Source organism: Parasphingorhabdus sp. (assembly GCF_048267785.1).
In the GTDB taxonomy this organism is placed as follows: domain Bacteria; phylum Pseudomonadota; class Alphaproteobacteria; order Sphingomonadales; family Sphingomonadaceae; genus Parasphingorhabdus.
Genome location: NZ_JBLWWU010000012.1, coordinates 1 through 25,587, shown reverse-complemented (window position 1 = coordinate 25,587; position 25,587 = coordinate 1). Strand labels below are relative to the sequence as shown.

Genomic DNA, 25,587 nt, shown 5'->3' with positions numbered 1-25,587 from the left:
TTCTATTCTCCGGCGCCGGCTTCGGGCTTGGTCGGGTCCGATTTTTCGGCCATAGCCTTCTCAAGATTCTTCTTGGCACGATAGGCTGCCATCTTCGCATCCATTCGTTCCTGGATCGTGCCGCCCCAGGATTTCTCGAGACCGGTGAGAACATCCATCGCTTTATCGCGATCATATAGGTAGGTGAGGACATCGCGTGCCACAGGATAGGCGGCACCGGATCCACCGCCATGTTCGATCACGACTGCCGCAGCATAGCGCGGATTGTCATAGGGGGCAAAGCAGATAAACAGACCGTGATCGCGATATTTCCAGGCCACATCACTGCCACCGCGACCAAAATCAAGATTGACGACCTGCGCCGTACCGGTCTTTCCGGCCATCTTCACATTTTCGATCGGTAATCGCGCCCGTCCGGCTGTGCCCGGTCCATTGACCACATCGCTCATCGCTTTCTGGACATAAAGAAGATGCTCCGGATCGATGTTCAATGTGTCTGTCGGTACCTTTTTCTTGTTCAGGATCAGACGCGGCATGATATTCTTGCCGGTCGCAATCCGCGCCGCCATGACCGCAAGCTGGGTCGGATTGACCAGCATGAAGCCCTGACCAATGGTTGTATTGACGGTATCATAGGCCTGCCATTCCCGGTCATATTTCTTGCGCAGCCATGCGGGATCGGGAACCGTTCCGTAAAACTGGCTGAGCACAGGGAGTGGATATTTCTGGCCCAGTCCCAAGCGATTGGCCATGAGGGCTATCGGATTGATACCGATTTTCTGGGCGAAATGATAAAAATAGACGTCGCAGCTCTGGTAGATGCCCTTGGCCATATCGACTCGCCCGTGGCCACCACGCTTCCAGCAGCGGAAACGCCGGTTGCCGACTTGCAAACCACCGTTGCAATTGACGCTTTCATCGGGGCTTAAACCGGCTTCAAGGAAGGAGAGCGCGACCATCGGCTTTACGGTCGATCCTGGCGGGAAAAGGCTTTTGAGCGATTTGTCGAGCAGCGGGACATGATCATCTTCCCGCAGCATGCCATATTCGGTAACGCCGATACCGTCGGAGAAGCTGTTCGGATCAAAGGACGGCATCGAGGTCATCGTCAATATGTCGCCGCTAAGGCAATCCAGAACAACCACCGATCCCGATTGTTCACCCAGTCGGCGGGCCGCATATTCCTGCAGATCGATATCCAGTGTCAGTTGCAAAGCTTTGCCCGGAATATCGGGACGGGTGCTCAATTCCCTGACAATCTTGCCGCGCGCGGTTACTTCGACGCGCTTTGCGCCAGGCTTGCCCTGCAGGCGGTCCTCGAAGATTTTTTCCAGACCGTCCTTCCCGATCTTGTAGCCAGGCGTGATCAATATCGGGTCCGGATTTTCCTTATAATCTTCCGCCGATGCCGTTCCGACATAGCCGACAAGATGACCGATGGCTGGTCCGCTCGGATAGTTGCGCGAGAAGCCCTGACGCGGTGAAACGCCCGGAAGGTCAGGCAACCGCACGCTGACGGCCGCATATTGTTCCCAGTCCAGTCCCGTCGCGACCTGCACCGGTTGGAAACTGCTTGCTTGTTCCAGTTCGCGGTTGATCCGCTCTAGTTCTTCCGGGTCAAGGGCAAGCAATTCGGCCAAGGTCGCCACGGTCTTTTTCTTGTCCCGCAACCGGTCGGGAATGATATCGACGCGAAAATCGGTCTTATTGTTGGCAATCGGCTTCCCGCTGCGGTCGACCAGCCAGCCACGCCGGGGAGGGACAAGCGTGAGGTTGACCCTGTTGCTTTCGGACAGCAGCTTGTACCGTTCATTCTCGGCAACCGATATATAGGCCATCCGGCCCGCCAGCAGAACGCCGATACCGATCTGTAACCCACCGATGACCGTTGCCCTCCGCGAGAAGGTAAGCGTCTGCATTGCGCTGCTGATGGTCTTGGGCGTTTTCATGATGCTACCCGCCAACGGTCAAGGGCACCAATCAGTCGGACAATAAAAGGATAGAGCAGTATCGACAGCAGAATCTGCGGTACCAGCAAGTCCAGTCGCAGCATGTGCGATTGCAAATCAACGATCAACATACCGCCCAATAACACAAAAACAGTGGCGATGGAGGCGATAAGCCAATCCTGCCAATAGTCCCGGTTGACCGCCTTCCGATCAATGGCCTCGAGCAGGATGAAAACGACCGACCAGAGAAAGGCAGCGCTGCCAAAAGGCTGCCCGCTGAATATATCATCGATCAAACCCAGCGGGAATCCTGCCCAGACCGTCCAGTATCCCGGACGGATCAGGCGCCATGCGAGCAGAATAAGCAATCCCATTGGCGGTAAAATCGGGTAATCGGTGATGATCGGAAGCGCGGTAACCATCGAACCGAGAATAACGGTAATCGGCGGTACCAGCCTGATTCGCAGCTGGGAAGGTTGCCTGCCGATATTGGAATGGCGGGACGGGGGCACTATTCGCCGGTTTCCTCTTCTGCATCAACGGACGAATCTTTGCCGATCTGTCGCATCGTTTCGGCCTGGAAAATGGGTTGAACAATGGCGTGGCTCACCTTCGCAGGATTGGCCAGAACCCGGCCAATGGCGCCGGTCTCGGTTTTGCGAATGACGACCGCGACGGGAATGCCCGGACTGTAGAGTCCACCGCTGCCTGACGTAATCAACAGATCGCCGCCCTTGAACGGATTGCTACCGATATTGATCGGCTGAATATCGACCGTACCGTCGCCGCGTCCTGTGGCAAAGGCGGGAAGGCTGTCGCTGGCCCGCTGGACCGGCGTGACATTTTTTCCGTCCGATACCAGCAGCACGCGTGCGGTGGTCGGTCCAGTTTCCAATATTCGCCCAACCAGTCCTTCCGGCGAGCGTACGGGCTGACCGGGCTCCAGTCCGCTGTTACTGCCGACACCCAATGTCGCAATACGGCGCGAACTGGAAGCGGTCGAGCTGATCAGACGTGCCATGGCAATGGAATCGGGCACGTCCTCGTCTAGCTTCAGCAGCCGTTTGAGCCGTTCATTTTCCTGCTTCAGGGCTCGGGCTTCCAGGATTTCCATACGATTCTGTTCCAGTTCCCGTCGCATGGCGGCATTTTTCGATGCTGCGTTAAAATAGGCAGAAATTTCGCCCTCGGCGTTGCCCGTGGCACCACCGATATCGGAAAGCGTTTTGCTGACCGGTGCGATAGTTTCTGCGCCAATTGTGCGGAGAGCTGAAAAACCGCGAGGATCGATGAACGAGATGAGCAAGAGGAGCAGACCCAAGATCGCTCCCAAAATGCCCAGTAAATAGCTAGCGAAAATGCTATATTGCGCCCGCTTGGAAAATCCTGGACGCCGATTGATTGGCGGCGCCATATTGGTTTATCCTTTCATTTCCAATCGTTGGTTCATCTTCGTTTCGATCTCAGGCTGTGGTCAGGACGCCCCGGAACATCGGGTCTTCCATCGCCCGTCCGGTGCCGATAGCGACGCAGGCGAGTGGATCCTCGGCGACCGTTACCGGCAAGCCTGTTTCGTCGCTCAGCGCAGCGTCGAGGCCGCTAATCAGGGCGCCACCGCCGGTCAGGACAATACCCTGATCGACAATATCGGCGGCCAGTTCCGGTGCCGTATTTTCCAGCGCGATGCGAACACCTTCGATAATCGTACCGATAGGTTCGCTAAGCGCTTCTGCAATCTGGCCCTGGTTGATCGAAATTTCTTTCGGCACGCCGTTCACCAGATCGCGGCCCTTGATATGGATAGTATGACCGACACCATCAGCCGGAGCCTGTGCCACGCCAAAATCTTTCTTGATCCGCTCGGCGGTTGTTTCGCCGATCAGCAGATTATGATGACGGCGAACATAAGAGACAATCGCCTCGTCCATCTTGTCGCCGCCGGTGCGGACGGATGTGGTGTAAGCCAGACCGCGCAGCGAGAGCACGGCAACTTCGGTCGTGCCGCCGCCTACGTCCACCACCATCGATCCGATGGGTTCGGTGACGGGCATGTCGGCACCAATGGCTGCTGCCATAGGTTCTTCGATCAGGAAAACCTGTCGCGCGCCGGCGTTGGAAGCGGCATCGCGAATGGCGCGGCGCTCGACCGAGGTCGAGCCGCTGGGCACACAGATCACGATTTCGGGATAGCTGAACAGCTTGCTCTTGCCATTCACTTTCTGGATGAAATGCTTGATCATCTGTTCAGCAACATCAATATCCGCGATCACACCATCGCGTAACGGGCGAATGGCTTCAATGCTGTCGGGCGTTTTGCCCATCATCATCTTCGCGTCATTACCGACCGCTTTGACTTTCTTCACACCGTTGACGGTTTCGATCGCTACAACCGACGGTTCATTAAGAACGATACCCTGGCCGCGTGCATAGACCACCGTATTCGCGGTGCCGAGGTCGATCGCCAAATCTTGCGAACGGAATTTGAACAGATTTTCAAACATATTTTTGTCCGTAATTTCTTATCTTCGCAGGCCAGGCTGCACCAAATGGTCAACGCACTGGTTAAGCTGGACGGGTCATGAAATTAACCATGATATTCGTCCAGAAAATCAGGGGTCGCTTGGTAAGGTCGCTTGGGCTAGGAACGCGATTATGTCAATAAGAAGACTTCCAAATAGCCTGATAAATCGGATCGCTGCCGGTGAGGTTGTCGAGCGTCCGGCCAGCGCGCTGAAGGAGTTGGTCGAAAATGCGATCGATGCCGGGGCAAGCCAGATCAATATTCGTCTTGAACAGGGTGGACTGGATCTGGTCGAGGTTTCTGACAATGGTTGTGGCATGAGCCGCGATGATATTTCTCTCGCTCTCGAACGCCATGCCACATCGAAATTACCGGATGAAGCGATTGAACTGGTGACCACCATGGGATTTCGTGGTGAGGCGCTGCCGTCGATTGCCAGCGTGGCACGGATGACGATAGAAAGCCGTATGGCCGGCGAAGATGGCTGGTCCCGCGTCATCGATCATGGCGAACTGGTTCGCGAAGGGCCGACTGCGATTCCGCCCGGAACAAAAGTCCGGGTTGAACAGCTGTTCGGGAAAGTGCCGGCGCGACGCAAATTTCTCCGCACGGCCCGAAGCGAATATGCCGCCTGTACCGATATCGTCCGGCGACTGGCCATGGCGCGGCCCGATATCGGTTTTACGCTGGAGCATCAGGGGCGCAAGGCGATTGCGGTCCAGGCTGGGGAAACCGGCCCCGAACGGGTGGCCGCGCTGACCAGCCGCGATCTGCGCGCCAACAGCGTCGGCGTTGATCTGCAACGCGAGGAGATTCACCTGACCGGTGTCGCCGGACTGCCAACCTATAATCGCGGCGTCGCCGATCACCAGTTCCTGTTCGTCAACGGCCGCCCGGTCAAGGACCGGTTGCTGGTCGGAGCAGTGCGCGGCGCTTACGCGGAAATGCTCGCCCGGGACCGTCATCCGGTTGTGGCCCTGTTCATCGAAATGCCGCCGGAACTGGTCGATGTGAACGTCCATCCGGCAAAGACCGAAGTGCGCTTTCGCGAGCCGGCGATGATTCGCGGCATGATCGTCAGCGGCTTGCGAAAGGCGCTTGACGAGGGCGGATTTCGCGCGGTCCAGAGACCGGCGGAATCAGCGTTGTCAAACTGGCAGAGGGAGCCGGCGGCTCCTGATCCGCAGTCGAGCATTTTCACTGATCGGGGCAGGGTCAACGTAGCGCAACAGCCTTATCCTGCCGCGCAGATGCACGAAGGAGTGAGCCGTTTTTCGGGCTTTGATTCGCGCGAAGAAATTGCGCCGCTCATGGGCAAGGCGGAGGAGGCTTCCGCGCCGGTGCCTGACGCCGCACGTCATCCCTTGGGTATCGCGCGCGGACAGGTGGCAAAAACCTATATTGTCGCAGAAGCCGACGATGGTCTGGTGATTGTCGACCAGCATGCGGCGCACGAGCGGCTTGTGCTGGAGCGGATGCGCAAGGCGGTCGAAGGCGGCACCGTCGCTTCGCAAGCGCTGCTGATGGCGGAAGTCGTCGAACTGGATGAAAATGCCTGCGACAGGCTGGAAGCGCGCGCGGCGGAATTGTCGGAATTCGGGCTGGAAATGGAACGCTTCGGTCCGACCGCCATGCTGGTGCGCGCGACGCCCGCAATGCTCGGCTCGGGCGATGTGACGTCTCTGGTCACGGATCTGGCCGACGAACTGGGCGCTTTTGATCAGGCGTTAAGCCTGAAGGAACGGATCGACCATGTCGCTTCTACCATGGCATGCCATGGCTCGGTAAGGGCAGGGCGCGTGCTCAATGTTGCGGAAATGAACGCATTGCTCCGCGAAATGGAAGTGACGCCGCATAGCGGCCAGTGCAACCACGGCCGCCCGACATGGGTCAAGCTCGCGCTGGAAGATGTCGAGAAGCTGTTCGGAAGGAAGTGACGGAGTAGCGCCGGAACGCTAGTCCCCGCGCACGGCAATCAGTCCGGTGCTTTCCATCGTCATGACCGGCTCATCATCCTGATTGAAAACGGTCAGGCGGCCGATTGTAATGCCCATTTCCGGTCGGCTCTCCGAACGGCGTTTGCTGATTATCTCGCTTTCGCAGCGCAGTATATCGCCGGGGAAGACCGGCTTGATCCAGCGCAGATTATCAATGCCGGGCGAGCCCAGTCCTGCCTGCTCATGTTTTTTAAAATTGTCCACGATCATCCGCATCGCCATCGAGCCGGTGTGCCAGCCGCTGGCGGACAATTTGCCGAAATGGGTCTTCGCTGCCGCTTCGTCGTCCAGGTGAAACGGTTGCGGGTCATATTTGGTGGCAAATTCTATGACTTCTTCGCGGGTGACCGGATATTCGCCAAAGGACTGTACGACGCCGATCTCGATATCTTCGTAATAGAGCATGGCGGAGATTTACCTTTAGGGAAGCAGTGACGATTCAAACGGCGCGAGATCGCCATCGGAGGGCTGCGGCGCAATGCCGGCCAGTCTGGCGACCAGAGAGTAAATGTCGACATTGTCGAACAGCGGCAGCTGACCGTCGGCTTCAATAGCCGGACCATTTGCCAGGAAAAAGGCCATCATGTCGGCATCCCGATGATCATAGCCGTGGCCGCCGCCGATCCCCGTCATCCATTCCGGGACGTCCTGCAATCCGACCCAGCCACTTTCGACCAGACAGAAGATCGAAGGCACCCGTGGATTTTTGCCATAGGCAAAATGCGCCGGAATATTCTCGCGGTCCCAGCATTCCATATGTTGGTGCGGGCGGATAAAGGCCGCGCGTACCGCGTCGCGATTGTCTTCGAGTGGTTCGATTCCGACGTAATTGCCGCCTTCGACCAGATGATATTGGTCGCGCGGCATGATCTGGTCGAGATGGATGATCCGCTCAGGCGAGGTCTCGGTCATGCCGTGATCCGATACGATGACGAAATTAGCAGGCTGCCCCATGCTGCCTAGTTGCTGCTTCAGCCGGCCGATTTCGCTGTCGACGTCCGCGATCGCGGCGTGCAGTTTTTCGCCCGGTGCGGGTCCGAAATAATGACCTGCGGTATCGACGGTATCGAAATAGAGCGTGATCAGCCGGGGCCGGATAGCGGTGGGTCGCCGCATCCAGTCGACCACAGCATTGATCCGGCGGTCATTGGACAGTTTCTGGTTGAACGGCCACCAATCGGCGGGACGCAAGCCGTTGAAATCGACTTCCGATCCGGGCCAGAACATGGTCGCAGAGCGGATGCCCTGTTTTTCAGCCGTGATCCAGATCGGTTCGGCCTGATTCCACCAGAAGGGATCCTGCGTCGCCATTTTGAAGACTTCGCCGGGTCGCGCGGGGTCTTCCATCGTGTTGCCGACAATGCCGTGATGATCAGGTGTTTTGCCGGTGACCAGAGTCCAGTGATTGGGGAAGGTCTTGCTCGGGAAGGACGGGCGCATCGGACCATAGATACCGGTTGCCGCCAGAGCGGACAGATTGGGCGTGACCCCGCGGTCGAGATAGTCGGGCCGGAACCCGTCGATCGAGATCAATATCGTGACCGGATCGCGTATCTCGGCTTTTTCGGATTCGATATCGTCCTGCACGGGTGTGACCGCGGCATACACAGGCACACCAGCCAGCAGAAAACTGGCCAATATCAGCGAAAAAATCGATCGAATCATGCGCTTTGCTCCCATAGGCTCACGTCCTGGCGGGCTAGTATGACAATTCAGACATTGAATTTGAAATTGAAAATATCTCCGTCTTTCGCGACATATTCCTTGCCCTCCTGACGAAGCTTGCCGGCTTCGCGCGCCGCGCTTTCGCCGCCGAGTTCGACATAGTCATCAAAGGCAATGGTTTCGGCGCGAATGAAGCCGCGCTCGAAGTCGCTGTGGATCTCGCCAGCGGCCTCGGGTGCTTTCGCTCCCTTGTGGACGGTCCATGCGCGCGCTTCCTTGGGACCGACGGTGAAGAAGGTCTGCAGGTCGAGCAGCTGATAGCCAGCACGAATGACCCGGGCGAGGCCGGATTCGTCCAGTCCCAGTTCAGCCAGATATTCGTCGCGTTCTTCGGGCTCCATGCCAACCAGTTCGGATTCGATGGCGGCAGAAACGATCACGGCTTCCGCGCCTTCGGCCTTGGCCTTTTCGTAGACAGCCGCGCTCAGCGCATTGCCATTCCGGGCATCTTCCTCGGCGACATTGCAGACATAAAGCACCGGCTTCGCGGTCAACAGTTGCGATTGATCAAAAATCCGCTGTTCCTCGTCGCCGTCCGGCTCGGTCAGCCGCGCTGGCTTGCCTTCGCGCAACAGTTCGAGTGCCTGCCCCAGCACCCTGGCGGCAATCTTCGCTTCCTTGTCGCCGCTGGTTGCTTTCTTCTGGAAGGCGGGAACCCGCTTTTCGAGGCTTTCCAGATCGGAGAGCAGCAGTTCGGTCTCGACCACTTCCGCATCCGAAATTGGATCGATCTTGTTCGAGACATGCTGAATATCATCATCCTCGAAACAGCGGAGAACGTGAACAATCGCGTCGACTTCCCGGATATTGCCGAGAAACTGGTTGCCCAGCCCTTCGCCCTGTGACGCGCCCTTGACCAGGCCGGCGATGTCGACAAAAGCGAGCTGTGTTTCGATGATCTTGGCGCTGCTGGCGATTTTGGCAATCTGCTGCAGCCGCGGATCGGGCACCGCGACCTGGCCGACATTCGGCTCGATCGTGCAAAACGGATAGTTCGCCGCCTGCGCTGCCTGTGTCTCGGTCAGTGCATTGAAAAGCGTTGATTTTCCGACGTTGGGAAGACCAACGATACCGCATTTGAAACCCATTTATTCACTCCGTCATGCTGAACCTGATTCAGCAACCAGTGCCAAATCGTCCGAAACTTGCGCATATACGCTCTGGACCCTGAATCAAGTTCAGGGTGATGATATATTCAAAATGCCCGCTATTCCTGCATCCGCATCGCGACTTCGCTCATGAACCGCGGGTCGTCGCCCTTGGCCAGCCAGTCCGCTTCCGATGCAATCACGCCGAGCATGTCCGCCAGATCTTCAATTTCCGACTTGGCATAATTGCCCAGCACATGGCCGGTGACCCTTGACTTGGTGCCGGGATGGCCGATGCCGATACGCACCCGGCGGAAGTCCGGTCCGATATGGGCGATCATCGATCTGATGCCATTGTGACCAGCCGCACCGCCACCGCGTTTGACCTTGATCTTGAACGGTTCGAGATCAAGCTCGTCGTAGAAAACGGTGACATCCTCAGGCTGCAATTTGTAGAAATCCATCGCCGCGCGCACGCTTTGCCCGCTTTCATTCATGAAGGTCGCCGGCTTGAGCAGGACCAGTTTCTCGCCGCCGAGCCGCGCTTCCATCGTCCAGCCCTTGAACTTCTGTTTGGGGGCGGGAAAACCATGCACTTCTTCAAGCGCGTCGATCACCATGAAGCCGACATTGTGCCGGTGCATCGCATATTGCGCGCCCGGATTGCCAAGACCGACCCATAGTTGCATTTATTTACGCGCTCTCCGCTCGTTCCGAGCTGTTCCAAAGGCAAAAAACCGCCCATGCCCTGTTTGATCGGCATGGACGGTTTCCCGTTACATTGTTTTGTAACCGAAGGTCTAGTCTTCGGAACCGCCTTCTTCGCCCTCAGCTTCTTCGCCTTCAGCTTCTTCGGTGCTTTCTTCGCCCTCATCGGCTTCGTCGTCAGAGGATTTCAGAGCGGACGGAGCGGTTACGCCAGCAATGGTGAAGTCACGATCTGTGATCGCGCTTTCCGCGCCGTCGGGCAGGGTGACATGGGAAATATGGATCGAATCGCCAATTTCCAGACCGGTCACGTCGATTTCGATCTGGTCAGGAATCTGGTCTGCATCGCACATCAAGTCGAGCTCGTGACGGACAACATTCATGACGCCGCCGCGTTTCAGGCCAGGCGAAGCTTCTTCGTTGATGAAGACAACAGGAATGTTGACCTGTACCTTCGCGCCCTTCGCAAGGCGGAAGAAGTCAACATGGAGCGGACGGTCGGTGACCGGATCAAAAGCAACATCTTTTGGCAGAGTCCGGGTTTTCTTCCCGTCGACTTCTACCTGAACCAGCGAGTTCATGAAATGGCCGGTGCCGAGAAGTTTGTTCAAAGCACGTTCTTCGACGTGGATTGCAATGGCTTCTTTCTTGTCGCCATAAATAACGGCGGGGACACGGCCTTCGCGACGCAATGCACGGGAGGCTCCCTTGCCAGCCCGTTCGCGTGGCTCGGCTGAAATAGTCAGCTGATCACTCATAATGTTGCTCCAAAATTAGGTTTTGTTAAAATTTCCGCCACGCCTCCAGGGTGCTCATGGTCGGAAAGAGGGCGCTATAAGGTCGGAATCTCGCAAAAGCAAGGGATTTGCGTGGCTGGCGACGCTCTAGCGAAAAAAGCCGATCTGGGAGCTTGTCGCGAGCAATGTGCCGCTTTGTGACCAGATTTCGACCCGACCATCGGTCGCGCTGTTGCGGACCGTTGCGCCAGTGACCTGCAGCAACATGAAATCATTTCCGGCTGCCGCGAGATCATCATCGCTCGCATATATATAGGTGGCCATCGAAACGGTCGAACCGGGGCGGAATTGTTCGGTAACAAAAAATGTCCGGGGCATCGGCGTGTCGAGTATCGAAAAGAGACTGACGCGGTCCACGGGACGGCCGTCCGTTTCCTTGATCCACACCATCGCATCAGGGGATTCATTGACCGCGAAAGGGATGCCTTTTGCGATTCGTTGATCATAATGGACAGCCCATGCAGGCGCCATTGGGTTGACCGATGGCACCAAGATGGATTCTTCCGGTGATTTTGCGGTTGGAATTACGATCTGATAGTCGATGTCTGTCGGACGGCGGGTGCTTGTCACGATATCGGCGGCGTTTGTCAATGCACCATTTTGCGACAATTCCACGCGCCAGAACTGGGTCGAGGAGCCAGCGCGCAATAATTTGACCGACAGCTGCACCTCGCCCGATCCGACGCCGGTCATATATATTATCTGCTGGGAAACCAGCGGACCACGACGTTCGGGATGATCTTCTACGGCGCGTGCAGCAATCGCTGCAACCCATCCACCAAAAGCCATGCCGGTTGGATTGCGATATATGTCGCTTGCCTCGATCGTAAACTGTCCGTCACCCTGCGCGATGAGCGCAGTTTCGCGATCAAATATAAATGTCATGTGGTGCCCCGTTTATTGTATTTTTTCGATTTTATATCCGCGTTTTACAAGGGTTTCCTGAACCGCATCCGGCCCGACGAGATGAGCCGCACCGACCGCTACCAGCGATATTCCCGGTTTTTGCAGACGCTTGTCCAGCTGTTCCGCCCAATTGAGATTGCGCGCCACCAGCAGATATTCGCGAGTCTTGGGGTCGGACAATATTCCCCCGTCGGAAAGCGTCACGATATCATCGATGTTGCCCGTCATCCAGGCGTTGAACAATTCTTCAAACGCCTGCTGGGCATCACTTGAATCTTCAACCACGGTGGTCAGCATCTGGCGCTGTTGCGCCTCGGGAAGCTTGTCGAAATAGCCGAGTTGCAATTCTATGGTTTCCAGGGACTCGATCGGCTTGCCGGTTTTTTCAAATTGGGCGGTGAGTTTCTTCTCGACTCCGCCGCTGGAATTCAGCCCCAGGCTCTTGGTCTGCGCCGAAGCCAGAGAAAGTGCGGCGGCCCACGTTTCCATGCGATTGAGCGCGCGTTCGGGAATATTGGCAGAGTCGATAATTCGGTCGAGATCCTCCTTCAGCGACGGCTTGATTCGCGTGTCCAGTTTCTCCTGACCGGGGGAAATCGCCAGTCGGGAAAATATCTTCGCTGCATTCCGGGTATCGTCCAGTCCCAGCACTTCGATGACCAGAGTGTCAGACTCCGCAATCGCAGCTTCCAGGACCGGTGTGCGCCATTGCACATCGTCGGGAAGGATGTGGATGGTGCCGAACATGTAGGCGACGCCCTTTTGTTCAGGCTTTGTGCCACTGACTTTCCACAATGCGGGCGTGCCGGTCTTGACTGTGTTGAGCGTAACAGGATCAGGCGTAGCGTTGCACGCGGTGAGCATCAACGATGCGATCAGCGTCAGGATGAATCTAATGATAAGCATATTGTCTATGTGGTGTGCTTGTCGGCAAAAGAAAAGCCGGAGACGAAATAATCAATATTCGATCCGTTCTGCAACAAACCCTTTTTTGGCGAGCAATGCTTGCAGGCTGCTGTCTCCGGCGAGATGTCCGGCGCCGACCGCCAGAAATACGGTTCCTGGCTGTTCCATCCGCTGATCGACCCATTCTGCCCAGCTGGCGTTGCGATTGACGAGCAGCGTTTCGTAGAGAATCTTGTCCTCGAGCCCGGCGTTCATCAATTCGCCGAGCGCGTCGATATTGGCGTTGGCCCATTCCGCGACCATCTGTTCCATGCCATCGGCGGCCTCGTCAACCGTATCGACGGTGAAGTTGAGAAAACGAATTTGCACCTCTTCCGGCAGATTGTCGAAAAAGCCCAACTGCTGCTCCGGTGTTTCGAGTCCGGTGATTTTGATCGCCCGGGCCTTGGCATGCGCCAGCAGTTCATCTTCGACACCTTGGTCTGCATCATATCCGTTACGCATCAGGGGGATTAGCGACAGATTGACGCTTGCGAACCAGGGGTCGAGCGGATCGAATGCAGCGACCGGGAGCCCGAGGCTGGTCAGTGTGGCTTCATAATCGGCGCGGTCTTCTGGCGCGAGTTTGTCGCGGAGCGATATGCCGGTCTTGTCGATTGCCAGTTCACTAACGATTTTTGCCATGGCCGCAGGATCCGGCTTGATCATTTCGACAACCAGTTCGTCGGACGCGTCGAAACTTTCCTTCACCGCCTCATCGAACCATGTCAGTCCAGGCTGCAGGATATGGATGGTTCCAAATAGATAGATGGTCGTATCTTCATCCTTGATCACCCACAGCGCGGGATCGGGATCATCGGGCATCACCGCCGGTGTGGCGACCGTTTCGGCAACATTGGCAACGGCGTCGCCGCCGGCACGGGTGGGTTCGCTGTTCGGCGTCTGGCAAGCGGTAAAGGACAGGCAGAGGGGAAGGAGAAAAGCGTAATTAAGCCAGCGACGCGTCATGGATATTTGCTCCGACAATAGGTGGAAACCGGCTTCATTGAACAATTGGCCGCAAATGCCCAGCAAAATTTGAGCGGCGGTCCGCATGCGCTGGCTAACGGCGGAGCAATCTGTTAACCGAATGATTAAATCAAGGAGGTTCCGATGAGCACGATCCACGCCCGTACCTGTCATATCTGCGAAGCCAATTGCGGCCTATTGGTCGAAGTTGAGGGGCGCAAGATAGTCTCGATCAGGGGCAATCCGGATCATGTGCTGAGCCGGGGGCATATCTGTCCGAAGGCGACGGCGATCGCCGATTTGCAGGATGATCCCGACCGCCTGCACCAGCCGGTGAAAAAAGTCGACGGCGAGTGGCAGGAAATCGGCTGGGATCAGGCTTTTTCCGAAATTGCTGCCAAGCTGACGGCGCTCAAGGGGCAGGGCGCCAAGCCCGCCATGTATATGGGCAATCCCGCCGCCCATGACTATGGTATCGCGACCCAGATCAGCACCCTGCGCAAGGCGATCGGGCTGAAGAATATCTACTCCGCCTCGACGCTCGACCAGATCCCGCATCATGTCGTGCAATATCATATGTATGGCCATGTCAGCCTCGCCGCGGTGCCGGATATCGACCGCAGCCAGTATCTGCTGATCATCGGCGGCAATCCGGCGGCGTCCAATGGCAGCATCTGGACCGTGCCGGACTTCAAAAAGCGCGTGAAGGAAATGCAGGCCCGCGACGGCAAGCTGGTCGTCGTTGACCCGCGCCGGACCGAGACCGCCAAGCTGACGGACGCGCATCATTTCGTGAAGCCGGGGACCGACACCGCGCTCCTGATCGGGATATTGAAAAGCATTTTTGATGTCGGGCTGGTCGATATTTCCAGGATGGATGATATTCTCGATCACAGTTGGAGCGCCATCGAGCCGGCCATTGCGGGCTTCGACATGGACCAGCTTGCGGCCCATTGCGGCATTTCTGTGGAGGACATGCAGGATATGGCCGCTCAACTTGCCGCGGACCAGCCCGCTGCCATCTATGGCCGAATGGGTGTCTCGGTCTGTGAATTTGGCACGCTCAACCAGTGGCTGATCCAGGTGATCAATATCGCCTCCGGCAATCTCGACCGGGTCGGCGGAACGATGGTGCCGGAACCGGCGCTCGACACGATCAATCTGGTGGGCAGGGGATCGGTGCGGACCGCCGAGACCGTGCGCGGCACCATGGCGTCGGTGATGAGCGAACTACCGATGGTGACCTTTGCCGATGAAATGCTCCGCGATGATGACGAGCGCATTCGCTCTTTGTTCGTGGTGACCGGCAATCCGGTGCTGTCGGCTCCCGACGGCGCCAAACTGGACCGGGCGCTGGAGAGACTCGACCTGATGGTCTCGTTCGACATGTATGTCACCGCGACCAGCCGCCATGCCGACTATATACTGCCGCCCTGCGGACCGCTGGAGAAGGATCACTATCCGTTCTTCTTCGGGCCGCTGGCGATCCGCAACTATGCCAGCTACTCGCCGGCGATTATCGAGCTGCAGGATGGCGAGAAGACCGACTGGGAGATTATCGCGGAACTGACGCGGGAAATCCTGGCGCAGGACGGTCAGGATGTCCCCAATATCCGCGAACCGCGCGATGTGCTCGACGGCATGTTACAAAGCTCCCCCGCCGGACTGACGCTGGCGGAAGTGGAGGCAGCGCCCAATGGCATTGATCTCGGACCGCTGCGGCCGTGCATGGCGGAAAGGCTCCGCACCGGGGACAAGATGATCCTTTGCGCCCATCCCGATTTTCTCGCCGAACTGCAGCGCTTCGCGGTTTCTCTCGATAATGAGCAACCGGACAGTCTGCGCCTGATCGGCCGCCGTCACGTGCGCCAGAACAACAGCTGGCTGCACAATAGCAAGCGCCTGTTCAAGGGGCCGGATCGTTGCACCTTGATGATCCATCCCGATGATGCAGCAGCGCGCGGCCTCTCCGATGGTGCCATGGCGACAGTGACCAGCCGGGTGAACAGCGTCGATATTTCGGTCGAAGTGAGCGATGACGTCATGCCCGGAGTGGTATCGATCCCCCATGGCTTCGGTCACGGACGCAAGGGCGTCGGGCTGTCGGTGGCGGGCGAAAAGCCGGGGGTTTCCATCAACGATCTGACCGATACGGAGAGTTTTGATCCTCTTTCGGGCAATGCGGTGCTGAATGCGGTGTCGGTTACGGTAGAGGCAGCAGAAGAATTGGTGGCGGCGGAATGACCCCGTCATCCTGAACTTGTTTCAGGCCTCCGGGCCGGGCAAAAACATGTAACGGGGTGCTGAAACAAGTTCGGCATGACGAATAAGGTTGCAGTGCGGCCATTCCTCCCTTGACCCTGCTGCCCGCCTTCGCCAAAGCAGCGCGTAAATATTGCATTCGCGAAGAAAGCTCTGAAATTGTCCGATACGAAGCCTCTCAGCTTCCAGCAGATTATCCTGAAGCTCCACAATTACTGGAGTGACAAAGGCTGCGTGATATTGCAGCCCTATGACATGGAAATGGGTGCCGGAACCTTCCATCCCGCGACCACCCTGCGGGCTTTGGGGCCTGATCCGTGGAACGCCGCCTTTGTTCAGGCCTGCCGTCGCCCGACCGATGGCCGCTATGGCGACAACCCGAACCGGCTCCAGCATTATTATCAATATCAGGTGGTGCTCAAACCATCGCCGCCGGACATCCAGCAGCTCTATCTCGACAGTCTGGTCGCGATCGGTATCGATCCGATGCTGCACGATATCCGCTTCGTCGAGGATGACTGGGAAAGCCCGACGCTCGGCGCCTGGGGACTCGGCTGGGAAGTCTGGTGCGACGGTATGGAAGTCACCCAGTTCACCTATTTCCAGCAAATGGGCGGCTTTGACTGCAAGCCGGTCGCCGGCGAGCTGACCTATGGTCTTGAACGGCTGGCCATGTATATCCAAAATGTCGACAGCGTCTATGACCTGGATTTCAACGGTAATGGAGTGAGTTACGGCGATATCTTCCTGGATAATGAGAAGCAGATGTCGGAATGGAATTTCGAAATCGCCAATACCGAGACCCTGTTCGACCTGTTCAACAAGGCGGTCGGCGAATGCGAGAACTGCCTCGAGGCAAAGCTCCCGATTCCGGCTTATGAGCAGGCGATCAAGGCGAGTCACGTATTCAACCTGCTGCAGGCGCGTGGCGTCATCAGCGTCCAGGAACGCGCCAGCTACATGGGCCGGGTCCGTGATCTCGCGAAGGGCAGCTGCGAAGCGCATATGGAAAAAAACGGGTGGGCGGCGTGATGATCCATCAATATCGTCATCCTGAACCTGTTGCAGGACCTCGTGCGGCACGCGCGCCATCTCTAGGGATCCTGAAACAAGTTCAGGATGACGAGTTTCGGGGAGGAAGTAGATGACCGACTTTCTCCTGGAACTCCTGTCAGAAGAAATTCCTGCCCGCATGCAGGCGAAAGCCCGCACCGATCTGCAGCGGCTGTTCACCGAACAGATGACCGAAGCCGGCCTGAACGCTGGTGGCGTCACTGTCTATTCGACGCCACGGCGTCTCGCGCTGATCGCAACGGACCTGCCTGCGCAAACCCAAGCGGTCAGCGAGGAAGCCAAGGGCCCGCCTGAAAGCGCGCCCGATCAGGCGGTTGACGGTTTCTGCCGCAAAAATGACGTCACCCGGGACCAGTTGGAAGTGCGTGACGTCAAGGGCCGCCCGACCTTTTTTGCGGTAATCAACAAGCCGGGCCGCGACACCAAAGATGTGCTGGCGGAAGCGATTCCCGCGATGATCAAGGCCTTTCCGTGGCCCAAATCGATGCGCTGGGGCGAAGCCAGCCTGTCGACCGAGAGCCTGCGCTGGGTGCGCCCGCTAAGCGGCATTGTGGCGATATTCGGCGACGACCTTGTGCCATGCGAAATTGATGGCATGACGTCAGGCTATGATACTGTCGGACATAGATTCCATCATGCAAAAGCTCCGTTCGTCTCGAGCGAAGTCGAGAGACCGGCGGCAGAGAACGATCCCAACATGTCTCGACTACGCTCGACACGAACGGAGCCCGGGCGCATCACCATCGGAAACGCCGGTGATTATGTTGACAAATTGCGCGCCTGCCATGTGGTCGTCGATCATGAAGAGCGCCAGGATATCATCCGCGATGGGGCCGCCAAGGCGGCATCGGACGCCGGACTGGATCTGGTCGAAGACGAAGGCCTGGTAATCGAGAACGCCGGCCTGACCGAATGGCCGGTGCCATTGCTCGGCCGTTTTGATCCCGCGTTCCTCGATGTCCCCGAAGAGGTAATCCAGCTAACCGCCCGGGTGAACCAGAAATATTTCATTTGCCGCGACAAAAAGGGCGCCTTGGCCCCGAATTTTGTCTGCACGGCCAATATCGACGCCAGCGATGGCGGCAAGGCAATTGTCGCGGGGAATGAAAAAGTCCTCGCTGCACGGCTCTCCGACGCCAAATTCTTCTGGGAACTTGACCAGAAGATCAGGTTGGAGGATCATGCAAAGAAATTGAGCAACATTGTGTTCCACGAGAAACTGGGGACGGTTGCCGACAAGGTAGAGCGTGTGGCCAAGCTGGCTGAGTGGTTGGCGTCTTTAGAAGGGACCGGGTTACTCCATGCCAACCCGGAACAGACCAAGCAGGCCGCACGTCTCTGCAAAGCCGATCTCGTCACCGAAATGGTCGGCGAGTTCCCCGAGCTGCAAGGCTTGATGGGTGGCTATTATGCAGAGAAAGAAGGGCTTCCGGTAGAAGTCTCACACGCAATCAGAGATCATTACAAGCCGGTCGGGCAGGGCGACGATGTGCCCACCGATCCGGTGACTGTGTATGTGAGCTTGGCGGATAAGCTGGATAGCATAGCCGGTTTTTTCATGAAAGATCTGAAGCCATCCGGGTCGAAAGACCCTTTTGCTCTTCGCAGAGCAGCTTTGGGTGTTCTCTCTTTGGTTACTCAAAATGGCTTACGAGGAAAGCTGCCGGAATGGTTGGCGGAGGCTAGGCATTTGTACCATGAGCAAGAGATCGAGGACGAGCGCACGGAGCCGCCACCTGTTGAGACAACCCGAGGAGAATTAAAGCAACAATGGTCACGTGTTTTCATGCACGATATTCGAGATTTTATAACTGACCGTCTCAAAGTCCAGCAACGCGAAGCAGGCGTTCGTCATGACCTGATCGATGCAGTGTTCGCGCTGGGCGGTGAAGACGATCTGGTGCGCCTGCTCGCCCGGGTGAAGGCCTTGCAGGCATTTGTGGAAACTACGGATGGCGTGAACCTGCTCGCCGGGTACAAGCGGGCTTCGAATATTTTGAAGAAGGAAGGCGCTGGTGCCGTTCGTGTCGAGCGTAGTCGAGACACGGATGATAGTGCGCAGGGTCTCTCGACTTCGCTCGAGACGAACGGAGAGGGGGATGCAAAACCCCTTTCCTACACGCCGGAAAAAGCGGAAAAGGCGCTGATCGACGCGCTCGACGCGGCACAGCCGGACGTGACCGCTGCGATCGCGGCGGAAGAGTTTGAAAAGGCAATGACCGCGCTGGCGGCCTTGCGCGGACCGATTGACCAGTTTTTTGAGGATGTGACCGTGAACGATGAAGACCAGAGCAAGCGTGAAGCCCGGCTTTCCCTGCTTGGCCGCTTCCGTGACGCGGTGCATCAGGTGGCCGATTTCTCGAAGATTGAAGGCTAGCGGATAATCAATTCATAACAGTGTAAAGTGTGTAAAGTTTGCCCGCGGATTTTGCGGCAGCCCGAATTGATCGATAGGCCCGTCTCCTCTAGGGGAGGGCCGGGTGGAGCCAGTCCCCACCCGTAAATGTGGAAGCCGGCACGGCGCCGGCTGCCGCACAAACCACAGCTTCTCCTCCTTTGAACAGGAGGGGGTTTGATAGTGATAAGGCAGTAGAATGACCCAATATGTATATCGTTTCGGTGGCGGAATGGACGCAGACGGCGCGCCCGGTGACTCCACAGAGGCCCGCAACCTGCTAGGTGGCAAAGGTGCCAATCTCGCGGAAATGGCGAATATTGGATTGCCGGTCCCTCCGGGTTTTACGATCTCCACCGAAATGTGCACCAAATATTATGCCGATGGTGGTGTTTATCCCGACAGCCTGACCGCCGAGGTCGCGCAGGGTGTCGCCCATATCGAATCCGTTACCGGCAAGAAATTCGGCGATGCCGTCGATCCGCTGCTGGTTTCCGTGCGTTCCGGCGCCCGCGCCTCGATGCCGGGGATGATGGACACGGTGCTCAATCTTGGCCTCAACGACGCGACGGTCGAAGGTCTGGCGAAAGCCTCCGGTGATGAACGGTTCGCCTGGGACAGCTATCGCCGGTTCATCCAGATGTACTCTGACGTGGTGCTCGAACTGGATCATGGTGCTTTTGAAGAAGCGCTAGAAATTCTTAAAGAAGACAACGGCTTTTTCACCGATACCGAGATGGAGTCTAAACATTGGAAAGCGCTGGTTGGCGAGTATAAGTCGCTGGTCGAGGAACAATGGGGCAAGCCGTTTCCGCAAGACGTCAATGATCAGCTGTGGGGCGCGGTAAGCGCCGTATTTGGTAGCTGGCAGGCCGACCGCGCCAAGGTTTACCGCCGGCTCAACAATATTCCCTCGGAATGGGGCACGGCCGTCAATGTCCAGGCGATGGTTTTTGGCAATATGGGCGAAACCAGCGCCACCGGCGTTGCCTTCACCCGCAACCCTGCGACCGGTGAAAGCGCCTATTATGGCGAATGGCTGATCAACGCGCAGGGCGAGGATGTCGTCGCCGGTATCCGGACGCCGCAATATCTCAGCAAAGTGGCGCGCGAACTGGCCAATGCCAAGCCTTTGTCGATGGAAGAGGCCATGCCGGAGACCTACAAGGAGTTGACCGACGTGTTCGATCTGCTCGAACGGCATTATCGCGATATGCAGGATATTGAATTTACCGTAGAGCGCGGCAAACTCTGGATGCTGCAGACCCGCTCGGGCAAGCGGACCGCCAAGGCGGCGCTGAAAATCGCGGTCGACATGGCCCATGACGGCCTGATTTCCGAGGAAGAGGCGGTGTCGCGGGTCGATCCGATGGCGCTTGACCAGCTGCTCCACCCGACTCTCGATCCCGAAGCCGAGCGCGACGTGCTGACGACCGGTCTGCCGGCATCGCCCGGTGCCGCCAGCGGTTTCATCGTCTTTGACAGCGACACCGCCGAACGCCGCACCGAAATGGGTGATGACGTCATCCTCGTCCGGGTCGAAACCTCGCCAGAGGATATTCACGGCATGCATGCCGCCAAGGGCATCTTGACGGCGCGTGGCGGCATGACGTCACACGCCGCTGTCGTCGCCAGAGGCATGGGAAGACCCTGTGTTTCCGGGGCGGGCACGATTTCGATCAACAATGAAACGAAGGTAATGAAGGTCGGCGATCGTGATCTCAAGGAAGGCGATATGCTGACCATCGATGGCAGCAATGGCCAGGTGATGGCCGGGCGTGTGGCCACGATCCAGCCCGAACTGGTTGGCGATTTCGGCGTCCTGATGACCTGGGCCGACAAGGTCCGCCGGTTGGGCGTGCGCACAAATGCGGAAACCCCGCTCGATTGTCAGGTTGCGCGTGATTTCGGTGCCGAGGGCATCGGCCTGTGCCGGACCGAGCATATGTTTTTTGACGCCAACCGGATTACCGCGGTTCGCCAGATGATATTGGCGTCCGACGAAGCCGGCAGGCGCGAGGCTCTGGCGAAGCTTCTGCCCGAACAGCGCGATGACTTTCGGCAGATATTTGAAGTCATGGTCGGGCTGCCGGTAACCATTCGTTTGCTCGATCCGCCGCTTCACGAATTTTTGCCGCATCAGCAGTCGGAATTTGAGGAAGTCGCAAAAGCCGCCAATGTCGGGGTGGAAGTGCTGAAACAACGGGCCAATGAACTGCACGAATTCAATCCGATGCTCGGCCATCGCGGCTGCCGTCTTGGCGTCACCTATCCCGAAATCTACGAAATGCAGGCACGGGCGATTTTTGAAGCGGCCTGTGAAGTCGCTGAAGCCAGCGGCGAGGCCCCTATCCCCGAAGTCATGATCCCGCTTGTCGCCACCGCGCGGGAGCTCGAATTGATGAAGGATGTGGTCAACCGGATGGCGAAGGAAGTGTTCGCCGAGAAAGGTCGGGAGATTGAATATCTCGTCGGCACGATGATCGAACTGCCACGTGCTGCGCTGATGGCCGGCGCGATTGCCGAACATGGCGAGTTTTTCAGCTTTGGCACCAATGATCTCACCCAGACCACTTTGGGCGTCTCTCGTGACGATGCCGGTCGTTTCCTGACCCAATATGTAGACAAGGGTATTTTTCCGCGCGATCCGTTTGTCAGCCTCGATGTCGAAGGAGTCGGTCAGCTTATCGAGATCGCGGCACAGCGGGGCAGGGCGACTCGGCCCGGCATCAAGCTGGGGATTTGCGGCGAACATGGCGGTGATCCGTCTTCGATTGCCTTCTGCGAGAAAACCGGTCTCGACTATGTCAGCGCGTCGCCATATCGGGTGCCAATCGCGCGTCTGGCAGCGGCACAGGCGGCACTATCGGAAAAATAGCATTTATGGCTTGCCAGCAGGGGATTCACCCCCTATCTGCACCGTCTGGTTAGCGCCCATAGCTCAGCTGGATAGAGTACTTGACTACGAATCAAGGGGTCGGGAGTTCGAATCTTCCTGGGCGCACCACCTTCCTTTTTCGCCATATGATGGCCCAAGGTGCACTTGCGCGCGACACGTTGCTGGCGTAGTTCGTCGGCATTGCATCTGATGAACCGAAGGACCTGTTTTGGCTGACCATTCCCTTTCTATTGAAGACGCGCTTGCAGAGCGCGAAGACCGGAAAATCCCTGTACCCGAAGAGGTGCAGGATGCGGTGCGGACCCTTTTGCGCTGGGCTGGTGATGATCCGGAGCGGGAAGGGCTGATCGACACGCCCAAGCGTGTGGCACGGGCGTGGAAGGAATATTGCGAAGGCTATACCGAAAATCCGGCCATGCACCTCGCGCGTACCTTTGAGGAAGTCGGTGGCTATGACGAGCTGGTGCTGCTCAAAGACATTCCGTTCCATTCCCATTGCGAACATCATATGGCGCCGATTATCGGCAAGGCGAGCATCGCCTATATGCCGACCGACAGGGTCGTTGGCATATCCAAGCTCGCCCGGGTTCTCCATGGCTTTGCGCGCCGGTTGCAGGTGCAGGAACGCCTGACCGCCGAAGTTGCGGAATGCATATGGGAATATCTCAAACCGCAGGGCGTTGCGGTTGTGATCGAGGCCAGCCACAGTTGCATGACCGCGCGTGGCGTACGGACGCCCGGTGTCAAGATGACGACCAGCCGTCTGCTCGGATGTTTTCTGGATGATGCCCGCAGCCGCGAGGAAGTCATGAGCCTGATGGGCTATTGAGCGAAAGCGCTGGTCAGCGCATCCATCGCCGCATCAGATTATATTGCACCGCCTGCAGGCGGGTATAATTTTCGTGCGCCATATTGAGGCCTTCCAGCGCGGCGACTTCGTTCAGTTCGTAAAGCAGATTGCGCTGTGTCACGTCGGGCAGCTTGCTCTGGATGAAGGTGATGGCCACCATGCGCTCGCCCTGGGTAACCGGCTCGACTTCGTGCAATGTGGATGACGGATAGACAATGGCGGATCCCGGTATCCCCTTGAACCGCATACCGGCTTCGCCCTGTGTAACGTGCAGGGCTCCGCCCTTGCAGTCATTCACGTCGCTTAAAAAAATCGTGCAGCTGATGTCCGACCGGATTGGTCCGTCGGGCAGGGGAATAATCGCACTATCTGCATGCAATCCATAATTCATGCCCGGTTTGTATCGCGTGATCAGCGGCGGCGCGACTTTCTCGGGAAATGCAAAATCGACAAATTCGCGATTGGCCATCAACGCATCTAGCAAAATTTTCGACGACTTCTTGTAGCCTTCGACATCATGCAGTTGCAGATTATTCTTCACCTTGCTGTACGGATTGCTGATTTTGCCATCGACGAATTGGGCGCTGTCGGCAATTTTTTTGAGTTCGTTGACCTGTGACTGATCCAGTACGCTAAGTTGCTTGAACATTATCGTCTCGTTTCCGCTGTTGCTATCGCGGCGGCGATTATTGGAAAGCGCCGCGCCAATTGATCCACCCATAGCAGTGTCTGTTTTATATCGTCAGCATGAATTTGCGCCGCTTCTGCCAACAGTTGCTCCCGGAGCGATGGACTATAATCAAATTCGGGGGCCTTGGAATAGCTGGACATGATCGGGCCTGAAATCAGGCTTTGAGCATGGTCTGGCGATAAATTCTGGCCAAAATGATCCGCTGCAACCTGTAATTGAGAGGTGGGTTCTCGCAAGAAATCATCAAAATCCATCCATTTAATGGCAGCATCCGTGCATTGGGACTTGGCATCGCAAAGCGTTGCCATCTCGCACAGCCAGCCCAGTGCGGCGGTTTGGGCGAGTGATAGATCCTCTTTTTTACCCAGTGCCTGGCCGCAATGCCGGGCCAAGCGGCGAAGCCTGAGATCCGCCAGAGCCGATGCTTCCTGCTTTGATGCATCGCCCGCCAATATGGTTTGAAGGTAACGATCAAGGGAGGCGAACAGAAAAAGCGCAGTACCATTTTCGGCCAACAAGGGGTGGGCAAGCGGGCTTACAAAACTGCTCGCCTTGATCATCGTCCGCTGCCCGGCATGAAATACGCGGGACAACCATTTCTCGACCTGTACGAGTCGTTCGGCTTGCTCATCGGATGCCCAGCCGACTTCGGCGGGTTGGTTCACATGAACGTCGGCCAGCTGTCGCAATATCGCCGGTTCACGCAGGGCGAATATATTATCCAGTTCTCCCAGCAGCCGGGAAATCAGGGTCGAACCCACGTGGCCGATATGGAAAATATACTGGGGTTTGGGGGAATCTGGCAAAGAGATGGAGTCAATATCTGCCCAAGCCACAATTTGCCGGGGAAGATCGGGAGTAAATATGCGCTGATCGAGGAAGCTGGCCTGGTGAAAGAGCGTCTCGCTCATTGTCGATAGCAGGACCTGATCCTTTGCCAGATCGGCGAGATGCGGAAAAAGAGACGCATCTTTTGCAAAGAGGGACTGCCAGTCGTTGTTCAATCCAGCCTCCAAAGAAAAAGCCCGGGTCTGGTGAATCGTCTTGCGACGTTCCGGACCCGGGCTTTCAATATCATAATCAGAATAGGACTATTCCTTGGTTTCGCTATCGTCCTGTTCTGTTGTTTCAGAAACTTCTGCATCAGCTTCATCAGCTGTGCCGTCGGTATCTTCGCCTTCGTCTTCGCTTTCGGGTGAAAGTGCTGCGGCAGCAAGTTCGGCTTGTTCTTCTTCGAACATCTGCGCGATGACGTCGACGCCGTCTTTCTGCATGTCAGCTTCGTCGTCGGAACGGGCCACATTGGCCTGAATCGTTACATTGACTTCAGGATGAAGGCGAATGCGGACGTCGAATACACCGAGTGTCTTGATCGGCTTTTCGAGGATGACCATGCTCTTTTCAACATGGGCCCCGTCAGCGCTCAGGGCTTCAACGATATCGCGTACAGAAACTGAACCATAAAGCTGGCCGCTGGCAGACGAGGCACGGATCAGGACGATCTGCTTGCCTTCGATGCTGCCCGAAGCCGCTTCGGCTTCCTTGCGTTTCGCTTCATTGTCCGCTTCGATCTGCTGGCGATTGGCTTCGAAGACCTTCTTGTTCGCCTCATTGGCGCGAAGGGCCTTCTTGTTGGGCAACAGGAAATTGCGAGCATAGCCGTTTTTGACGGTGACGATATCGCCAATGCTTCCCAGTTTCTCTACGCGTTCAAGCAAAATAATATCCATTGTTTCGCTCCTATTTCACGAGATAAGGCAGGAGGCCGAGATGGCGGGCGCGTTTGATGGCTCTGGAGAGCTCGCGTTGCT

At 57.1% G+C, this 25,587-nt stretch carries 21 protein-coding genes, 1 tRNA gene and 1 pseudogene; 7 read left to right on the top strand and 16 right to left on the bottom strand.

What is annotated here, in order from left to right; genetic code table 11:
• Positions 1-2: 2 nt before the first annotated feature.
• From mrdA to ACN0VD_RS10990, 4 genes are read right to left on the bottom strand one after another with little or no spacing between them, the layout of a single operon-like run.
• Positions 3-1,949 carry a penicillin-binding protein 2 gene (gene mrdA, locus ACN0VD_RS11005; protein ID WP_417594167.1) on the bottom strand — a complete coding sequence of 649 codons (1,947 nt, stop codon included), beginning with the start codon at positions 1,947-1,949 and terminating at the stop codon, positions 3-5.
• Positions 1,946-2,461 (bottom strand): rod shape-determining protein MreD, encoded by a 516-nt coding sequence (gene mreD, locus ACN0VD_RS11000; RefSeq protein ID WP_417594165.1) that lies wholly within the window; start codon positions 2,459-2,461, stop codon positions 1,946-1,948. Before mreD ends, mrdA begins: the two co-directional genes overlap by 4 nt.
• Positions 2,461-3,363, bottom strand: coding sequence for a rod shape-determining protein MreC (gene mreC, locus ACN0VD_RS10995; RefSeq protein WP_417594163.1), 903 nt, complete (start codon positions 3,361-3,363; stop codon positions 2,461-2,463). The genes mreD and mreC overlap by 1 nt, the downstream gene beginning before the upstream one ends.
• Before the next feature lie 49 nt (positions 3,364-3,412).
• A complete protein-coding gene (locus ACN0VD_RS10990) occupies positions 3,413-4,450 on the bottom strand; it encodes a rod shape-determining protein (protein ID WP_417594161.1) in 1,038 nt (345 codons plus the stop codon).
• A gap of 151 nt (positions 4,451-4,601) precedes the next feature.
• On the opposite strand from ACN0VD_RS10990, the gene mutL reads away from it, so the two are divergent.
• Positions 4,602-6,407 (top strand): DNA mismatch repair endonuclease MutL, encoded by a 1,806-nt coding sequence (mutL, locus tag ACN0VD_RS10985; protein WP_417594159.1) that lies wholly within the window; start codon positions 4,602-4,604, stop codon positions 6,405-6,407.
• 18 nt (positions 6,408-6,425) lie between these two features.
• Here mutL and ACN0VD_RS10980 read toward each other — a convergent pair whose 3' ends face one another.
• The 8 genes from ACN0VD_RS10980 to ACN0VD_RS10945 form a co-directional block, all read right to left on the bottom strand.
• Positions 6,426-6,872 carry a MaoC family dehydratase gene (locus tag ACN0VD_RS10980; protein WP_417594157.1) on the bottom strand — a complete coding sequence of 149 codons (447 nt, stop codon included), beginning with the start codon at positions 6,870-6,872 and terminating at the stop codon, positions 6,426-6,428.
• 15 nt (positions 6,873-6,887) lie between these two features.
• Complete coding sequence (locus ACN0VD_RS10975) at positions 6,888-8,132, bottom strand: ectonucleotide pyrophosphatase/phosphodiesterase (RefSeq protein ID WP_417594155.1); 1,245 nt, start codon at positions 8,130-8,132, stop codon at positions 6,888-6,890.
• Between the two features lie 47 nt (positions 8,133-8,179).
• The gene (ychF, locus tag ACN0VD_RS10970) at positions 8,180-9,280 is read right to left on the bottom strand and encodes a redox-regulated ATPase YchF (RefSeq protein WP_417594153.1); all 1,101 of its coding nucleotides are present in this window, start codon (positions 9,278-9,280) and stop codon (positions 8,180-8,182) included.
• A 119-nt stretch (positions 9,281-9,399) separates the two neighbouring features.
• Entirely contained in the window at positions 9,400-9,969 is a 570-nt protein-coding gene (pth, locus tag ACN0VD_RS10965) for an aminoacyl-tRNA hydrolase (RefSeq protein ID WP_417594151.1), read from the bottom strand.
• Positions 9,970-10,080: 111 nt separating this feature from the next.
• Positions 10,081-10,746, bottom strand: a complete 666-nt coding sequence (locus ACN0VD_RS10960; RefSeq protein ID WP_417594149.1) for a 50S ribosomal protein L25/general stress protein Ctc — start codon at positions 10,744-10,746, stop codon at positions 10,081-10,083.
• Between the two features lie 126 nt (positions 10,747-10,872).
• Positions 10,873-11,670 (bottom strand): acyl-CoA thioesterase, encoded by a 798-nt coding sequence (locus ACN0VD_RS10955; RefSeq protein WP_417594147.1) that lies wholly within the window; start codon positions 11,668-11,670, stop codon positions 10,873-10,875.
• A gap of 12 nt (positions 11,671-11,682) precedes the next feature.
• Positions 11,683-12,597, bottom strand: a complete 915-nt coding sequence (locus ACN0VD_RS10950) for a TraB/GumN family protein (protein ID WP_417594145.1) — start codon at positions 12,595-12,597, stop codon at positions 11,683-11,685.
• A gap of 51 nt (positions 12,598-12,648) precedes the next feature.
• Complete coding sequence (locus tag ACN0VD_RS10945; protein WP_417594143.1) at positions 12,649-13,605, bottom strand: TraB/GumN family protein; 957 nt, start codon at positions 13,603-13,605, stop codon at positions 12,649-12,651.
• Between the two features lie 144 nt (positions 13,606-13,749).
• Here ACN0VD_RS10945 and ACN0VD_RS10940 point away from each other — a divergent pair, with 144 nt between their 5' ends.
• The 6 genes from ACN0VD_RS10940 (at position 13,750) to folE (ending at position 23,064) form a co-directional block, all read left to right on the top strand.
• Positions 13,750-15,849 (top strand): molybdopterin oxidoreductase family protein, encoded by a 2,100-nt coding sequence (locus ACN0VD_RS10940; protein ID WP_417594141.1) that lies wholly within the window; start codon positions 13,750-13,752, stop codon positions 15,847-15,849.
• Positions 15,850-16,026: 177 nt separating this feature from the next.
• Entirely contained in the window at positions 16,027-16,899 is an 873-nt protein-coding gene (locus ACN0VD_RS10935; protein ID WP_417594139.1) for a glycine--tRNA ligase subunit alpha, read from the top strand.
• A gap of 112 nt (positions 16,900-17,011) precedes the next feature.
• Positions 17,012-19,318, top strand: coding sequence for a glycine--tRNA ligase subunit beta (gene glyS, locus ACN0VD_RS10930; RefSeq protein WP_417594137.1), 2,307 nt, complete (start codon positions 17,012-17,014; stop codon positions 19,316-19,318).
• Positions 19,319-19,535: 217 nt separating this feature from the next.
• Positions 19,536-22,214, top strand: coding sequence for a pyruvate, phosphate dikinase (ppdK, locus tag ACN0VD_RS10925; protein WP_417594135.1), 2,679 nt, complete (start codon positions 19,536-19,538; stop codon positions 22,212-22,214).
• A 52-nt stretch (positions 22,215-22,266) separates the two neighbouring features.
• Positions 22,267-22,343, top strand: a tRNA-Arg gene (locus tag ACN0VD_RS10920).
• 100 nt (positions 22,344-22,443) lie between these two features.
• A complete protein-coding gene (gene folE, locus ACN0VD_RS10915) occupies positions 22,444-23,064 on the top strand; it encodes a GTP cyclohydrolase I FolE (protein ID WP_417594133.1) in 621 nt (206 codons plus the stop codon).
• Between the two features lie 13 nt (positions 23,065-23,077).
• Here folE and ACN0VD_RS10910 read toward each other — a convergent pair whose 3' ends face one another.
• The 4 genes and pseudogenes from ACN0VD_RS10910 to ACN0VD_RS10895 form a co-directional block, all read right to left on the bottom strand.
• Positions 23,078-23,734, bottom strand: a complete 657-nt coding sequence (locus tag ACN0VD_RS10910) for a Fe2+-dependent dioxygenase (RefSeq protein WP_417594131.1) — start codon at positions 23,732-23,734, stop codon at positions 23,078-23,080.
• Positions 23,734-24,780, bottom strand: coding sequence for a hypothetical protein (locus ACN0VD_RS10905; protein WP_417594129.1), 1,047 nt, complete (start codon positions 24,778-24,780; stop codon positions 23,734-23,736). Before ACN0VD_RS10905 ends, ACN0VD_RS10910 begins: the two co-directional genes overlap by 1 nt.
• 87 nt (positions 24,781-24,867) lie before the next feature.
• Complete coding sequence (rplI, locus tag ACN0VD_RS10900; protein ID WP_417594127.1) at positions 24,868-25,506, bottom strand: 50S ribosomal protein L9; 639 nt, start codon at positions 25,504-25,506, stop codon at positions 24,868-24,870.
• Positions 25,507-25,516: 10 nt separating this feature from the next.
• Positions 25,517-25,587: pseudogene (locus tag ACN0VD_RS10895) on the bottom strand (30S ribosomal protein S18); the annotation flags it as partial.

What these genes read in the sequence shown, in the direction of transcription:
- ACN0VD_RS10945 (WP_417594143.1), bottom strand. Translation starts at nt 13,605, where the DNA reads ATGACGCGTCGCTGGCTTAATTACGCTTTTCTCCTTCCCCTCTGCCTG.
- ACN0VD_RS10910 (WP_417594131.1), bottom strand. Translation starts at nt 23,734, where the DNA reads ATGTTCAAGCAACTTAGCGTACTGGATCAGTCACAGGTCAACGAACTC.
- ACN0VD_RS10960 (WP_417594149.1), bottom strand. Translation starts at nt 10,746, where the DNA reads ATGAGTGATCAGCTGACTATTTCAGCCGAGCCACGCGAACGGGCTGGC.
- glyS (WP_417594137.1), top strand. Translation starts at nt 17,012, where the DNA reads ATGACCGACTTTCTCCTGGAACTCCTGTCAGAAGAAATTCCTGCCCGC.
- ACN0VD_RS10940 (WP_417594141.1), top strand. Translation starts at nt 13,750, where the DNA reads ATGAGCACGATCCACGCCCGTACCTGTCATATCTGCGAAGCCAATTGC.
- ychF (WP_417594153.1), bottom strand. Translation starts at nt 9,280, where the DNA reads ATGGGTTTCAAATGCGGTATCGTTGGTCTTCCCAACGTCGGAAAATCA.
- mreC (WP_417594163.1), bottom strand. Translation starts at nt 3,363, where the DNA reads ATGGCGCCGCCAATCAATCGGCGTCCAGGATTTTCCAAGCGGGCGCAA.
- pth (WP_417594151.1), bottom strand. Translation starts at nt 9,969, where the DNA reads ATGCAACTATGGGTCGGTCTTGGCAATCCGGGCGCGCAATATGCGATG.
- ACN0VD_RS10950 (WP_417594145.1), bottom strand. Translation starts at nt 12,597, where the DNA reads ATGCTTATCATTAGATTCATCCTGACGCTGATCGCATCGTTGATGCTC.
- ACN0VD_RS10980 (WP_417594157.1), bottom strand. Translation starts at nt 6,872, where the DNA reads ATGCTCTATTACGAAGATATCGAGATCGGCGTCGTACAGTCCTTTGGC.
- ACN0VD_RS10955 (WP_417594147.1), bottom strand. Translation starts at nt 11,670, where the DNA reads ATGACATTTATATTTGATCGCGAAACTGCGCTCATCGCGCAGGGTGAC.
- ACN0VD_RS10975 (WP_417594155.1), bottom strand. Translation starts at nt 8,132, where the DNA reads ATGATTCGATCGATTTTTTCGCTGATATTGGCCAGTTTTCTGCTGGCT.
- ACN0VD_RS10990 (WP_417594161.1), bottom strand. Translation starts at nt 4,450, where the DNA reads ATGTTTGAAAATCTGTTCAAATTCCGTTCGCAAGATTTGGCGATCGAC.
- rplI (WP_417594127.1), bottom strand. Translation starts at nt 25,506, where the DNA reads ATGGATATTATTTTGCTTGAACGCGTAGAGAAACTGGGAAGCATTGGC.
- ppdK (WP_417594135.1), top strand. Translation starts at nt 19,536, where the DNA reads ATGACCCAATATGTATATCGTTTCGGTGGCGGAATGGACGCAGACGGC.
- mrdA (WP_417594167.1), bottom strand. Translation starts at nt 1,949, where the DNA reads ATGAAAACGCCCAAGACCATCAGCAGCGCAATGCAGACGCTTACCTTC.
- mutL (WP_417594159.1), top strand. Translation starts at nt 4,602, where the DNA reads ATGTCAATAAGAAGACTTCCAAATAGCCTGATAAATCGGATCGCTGCC.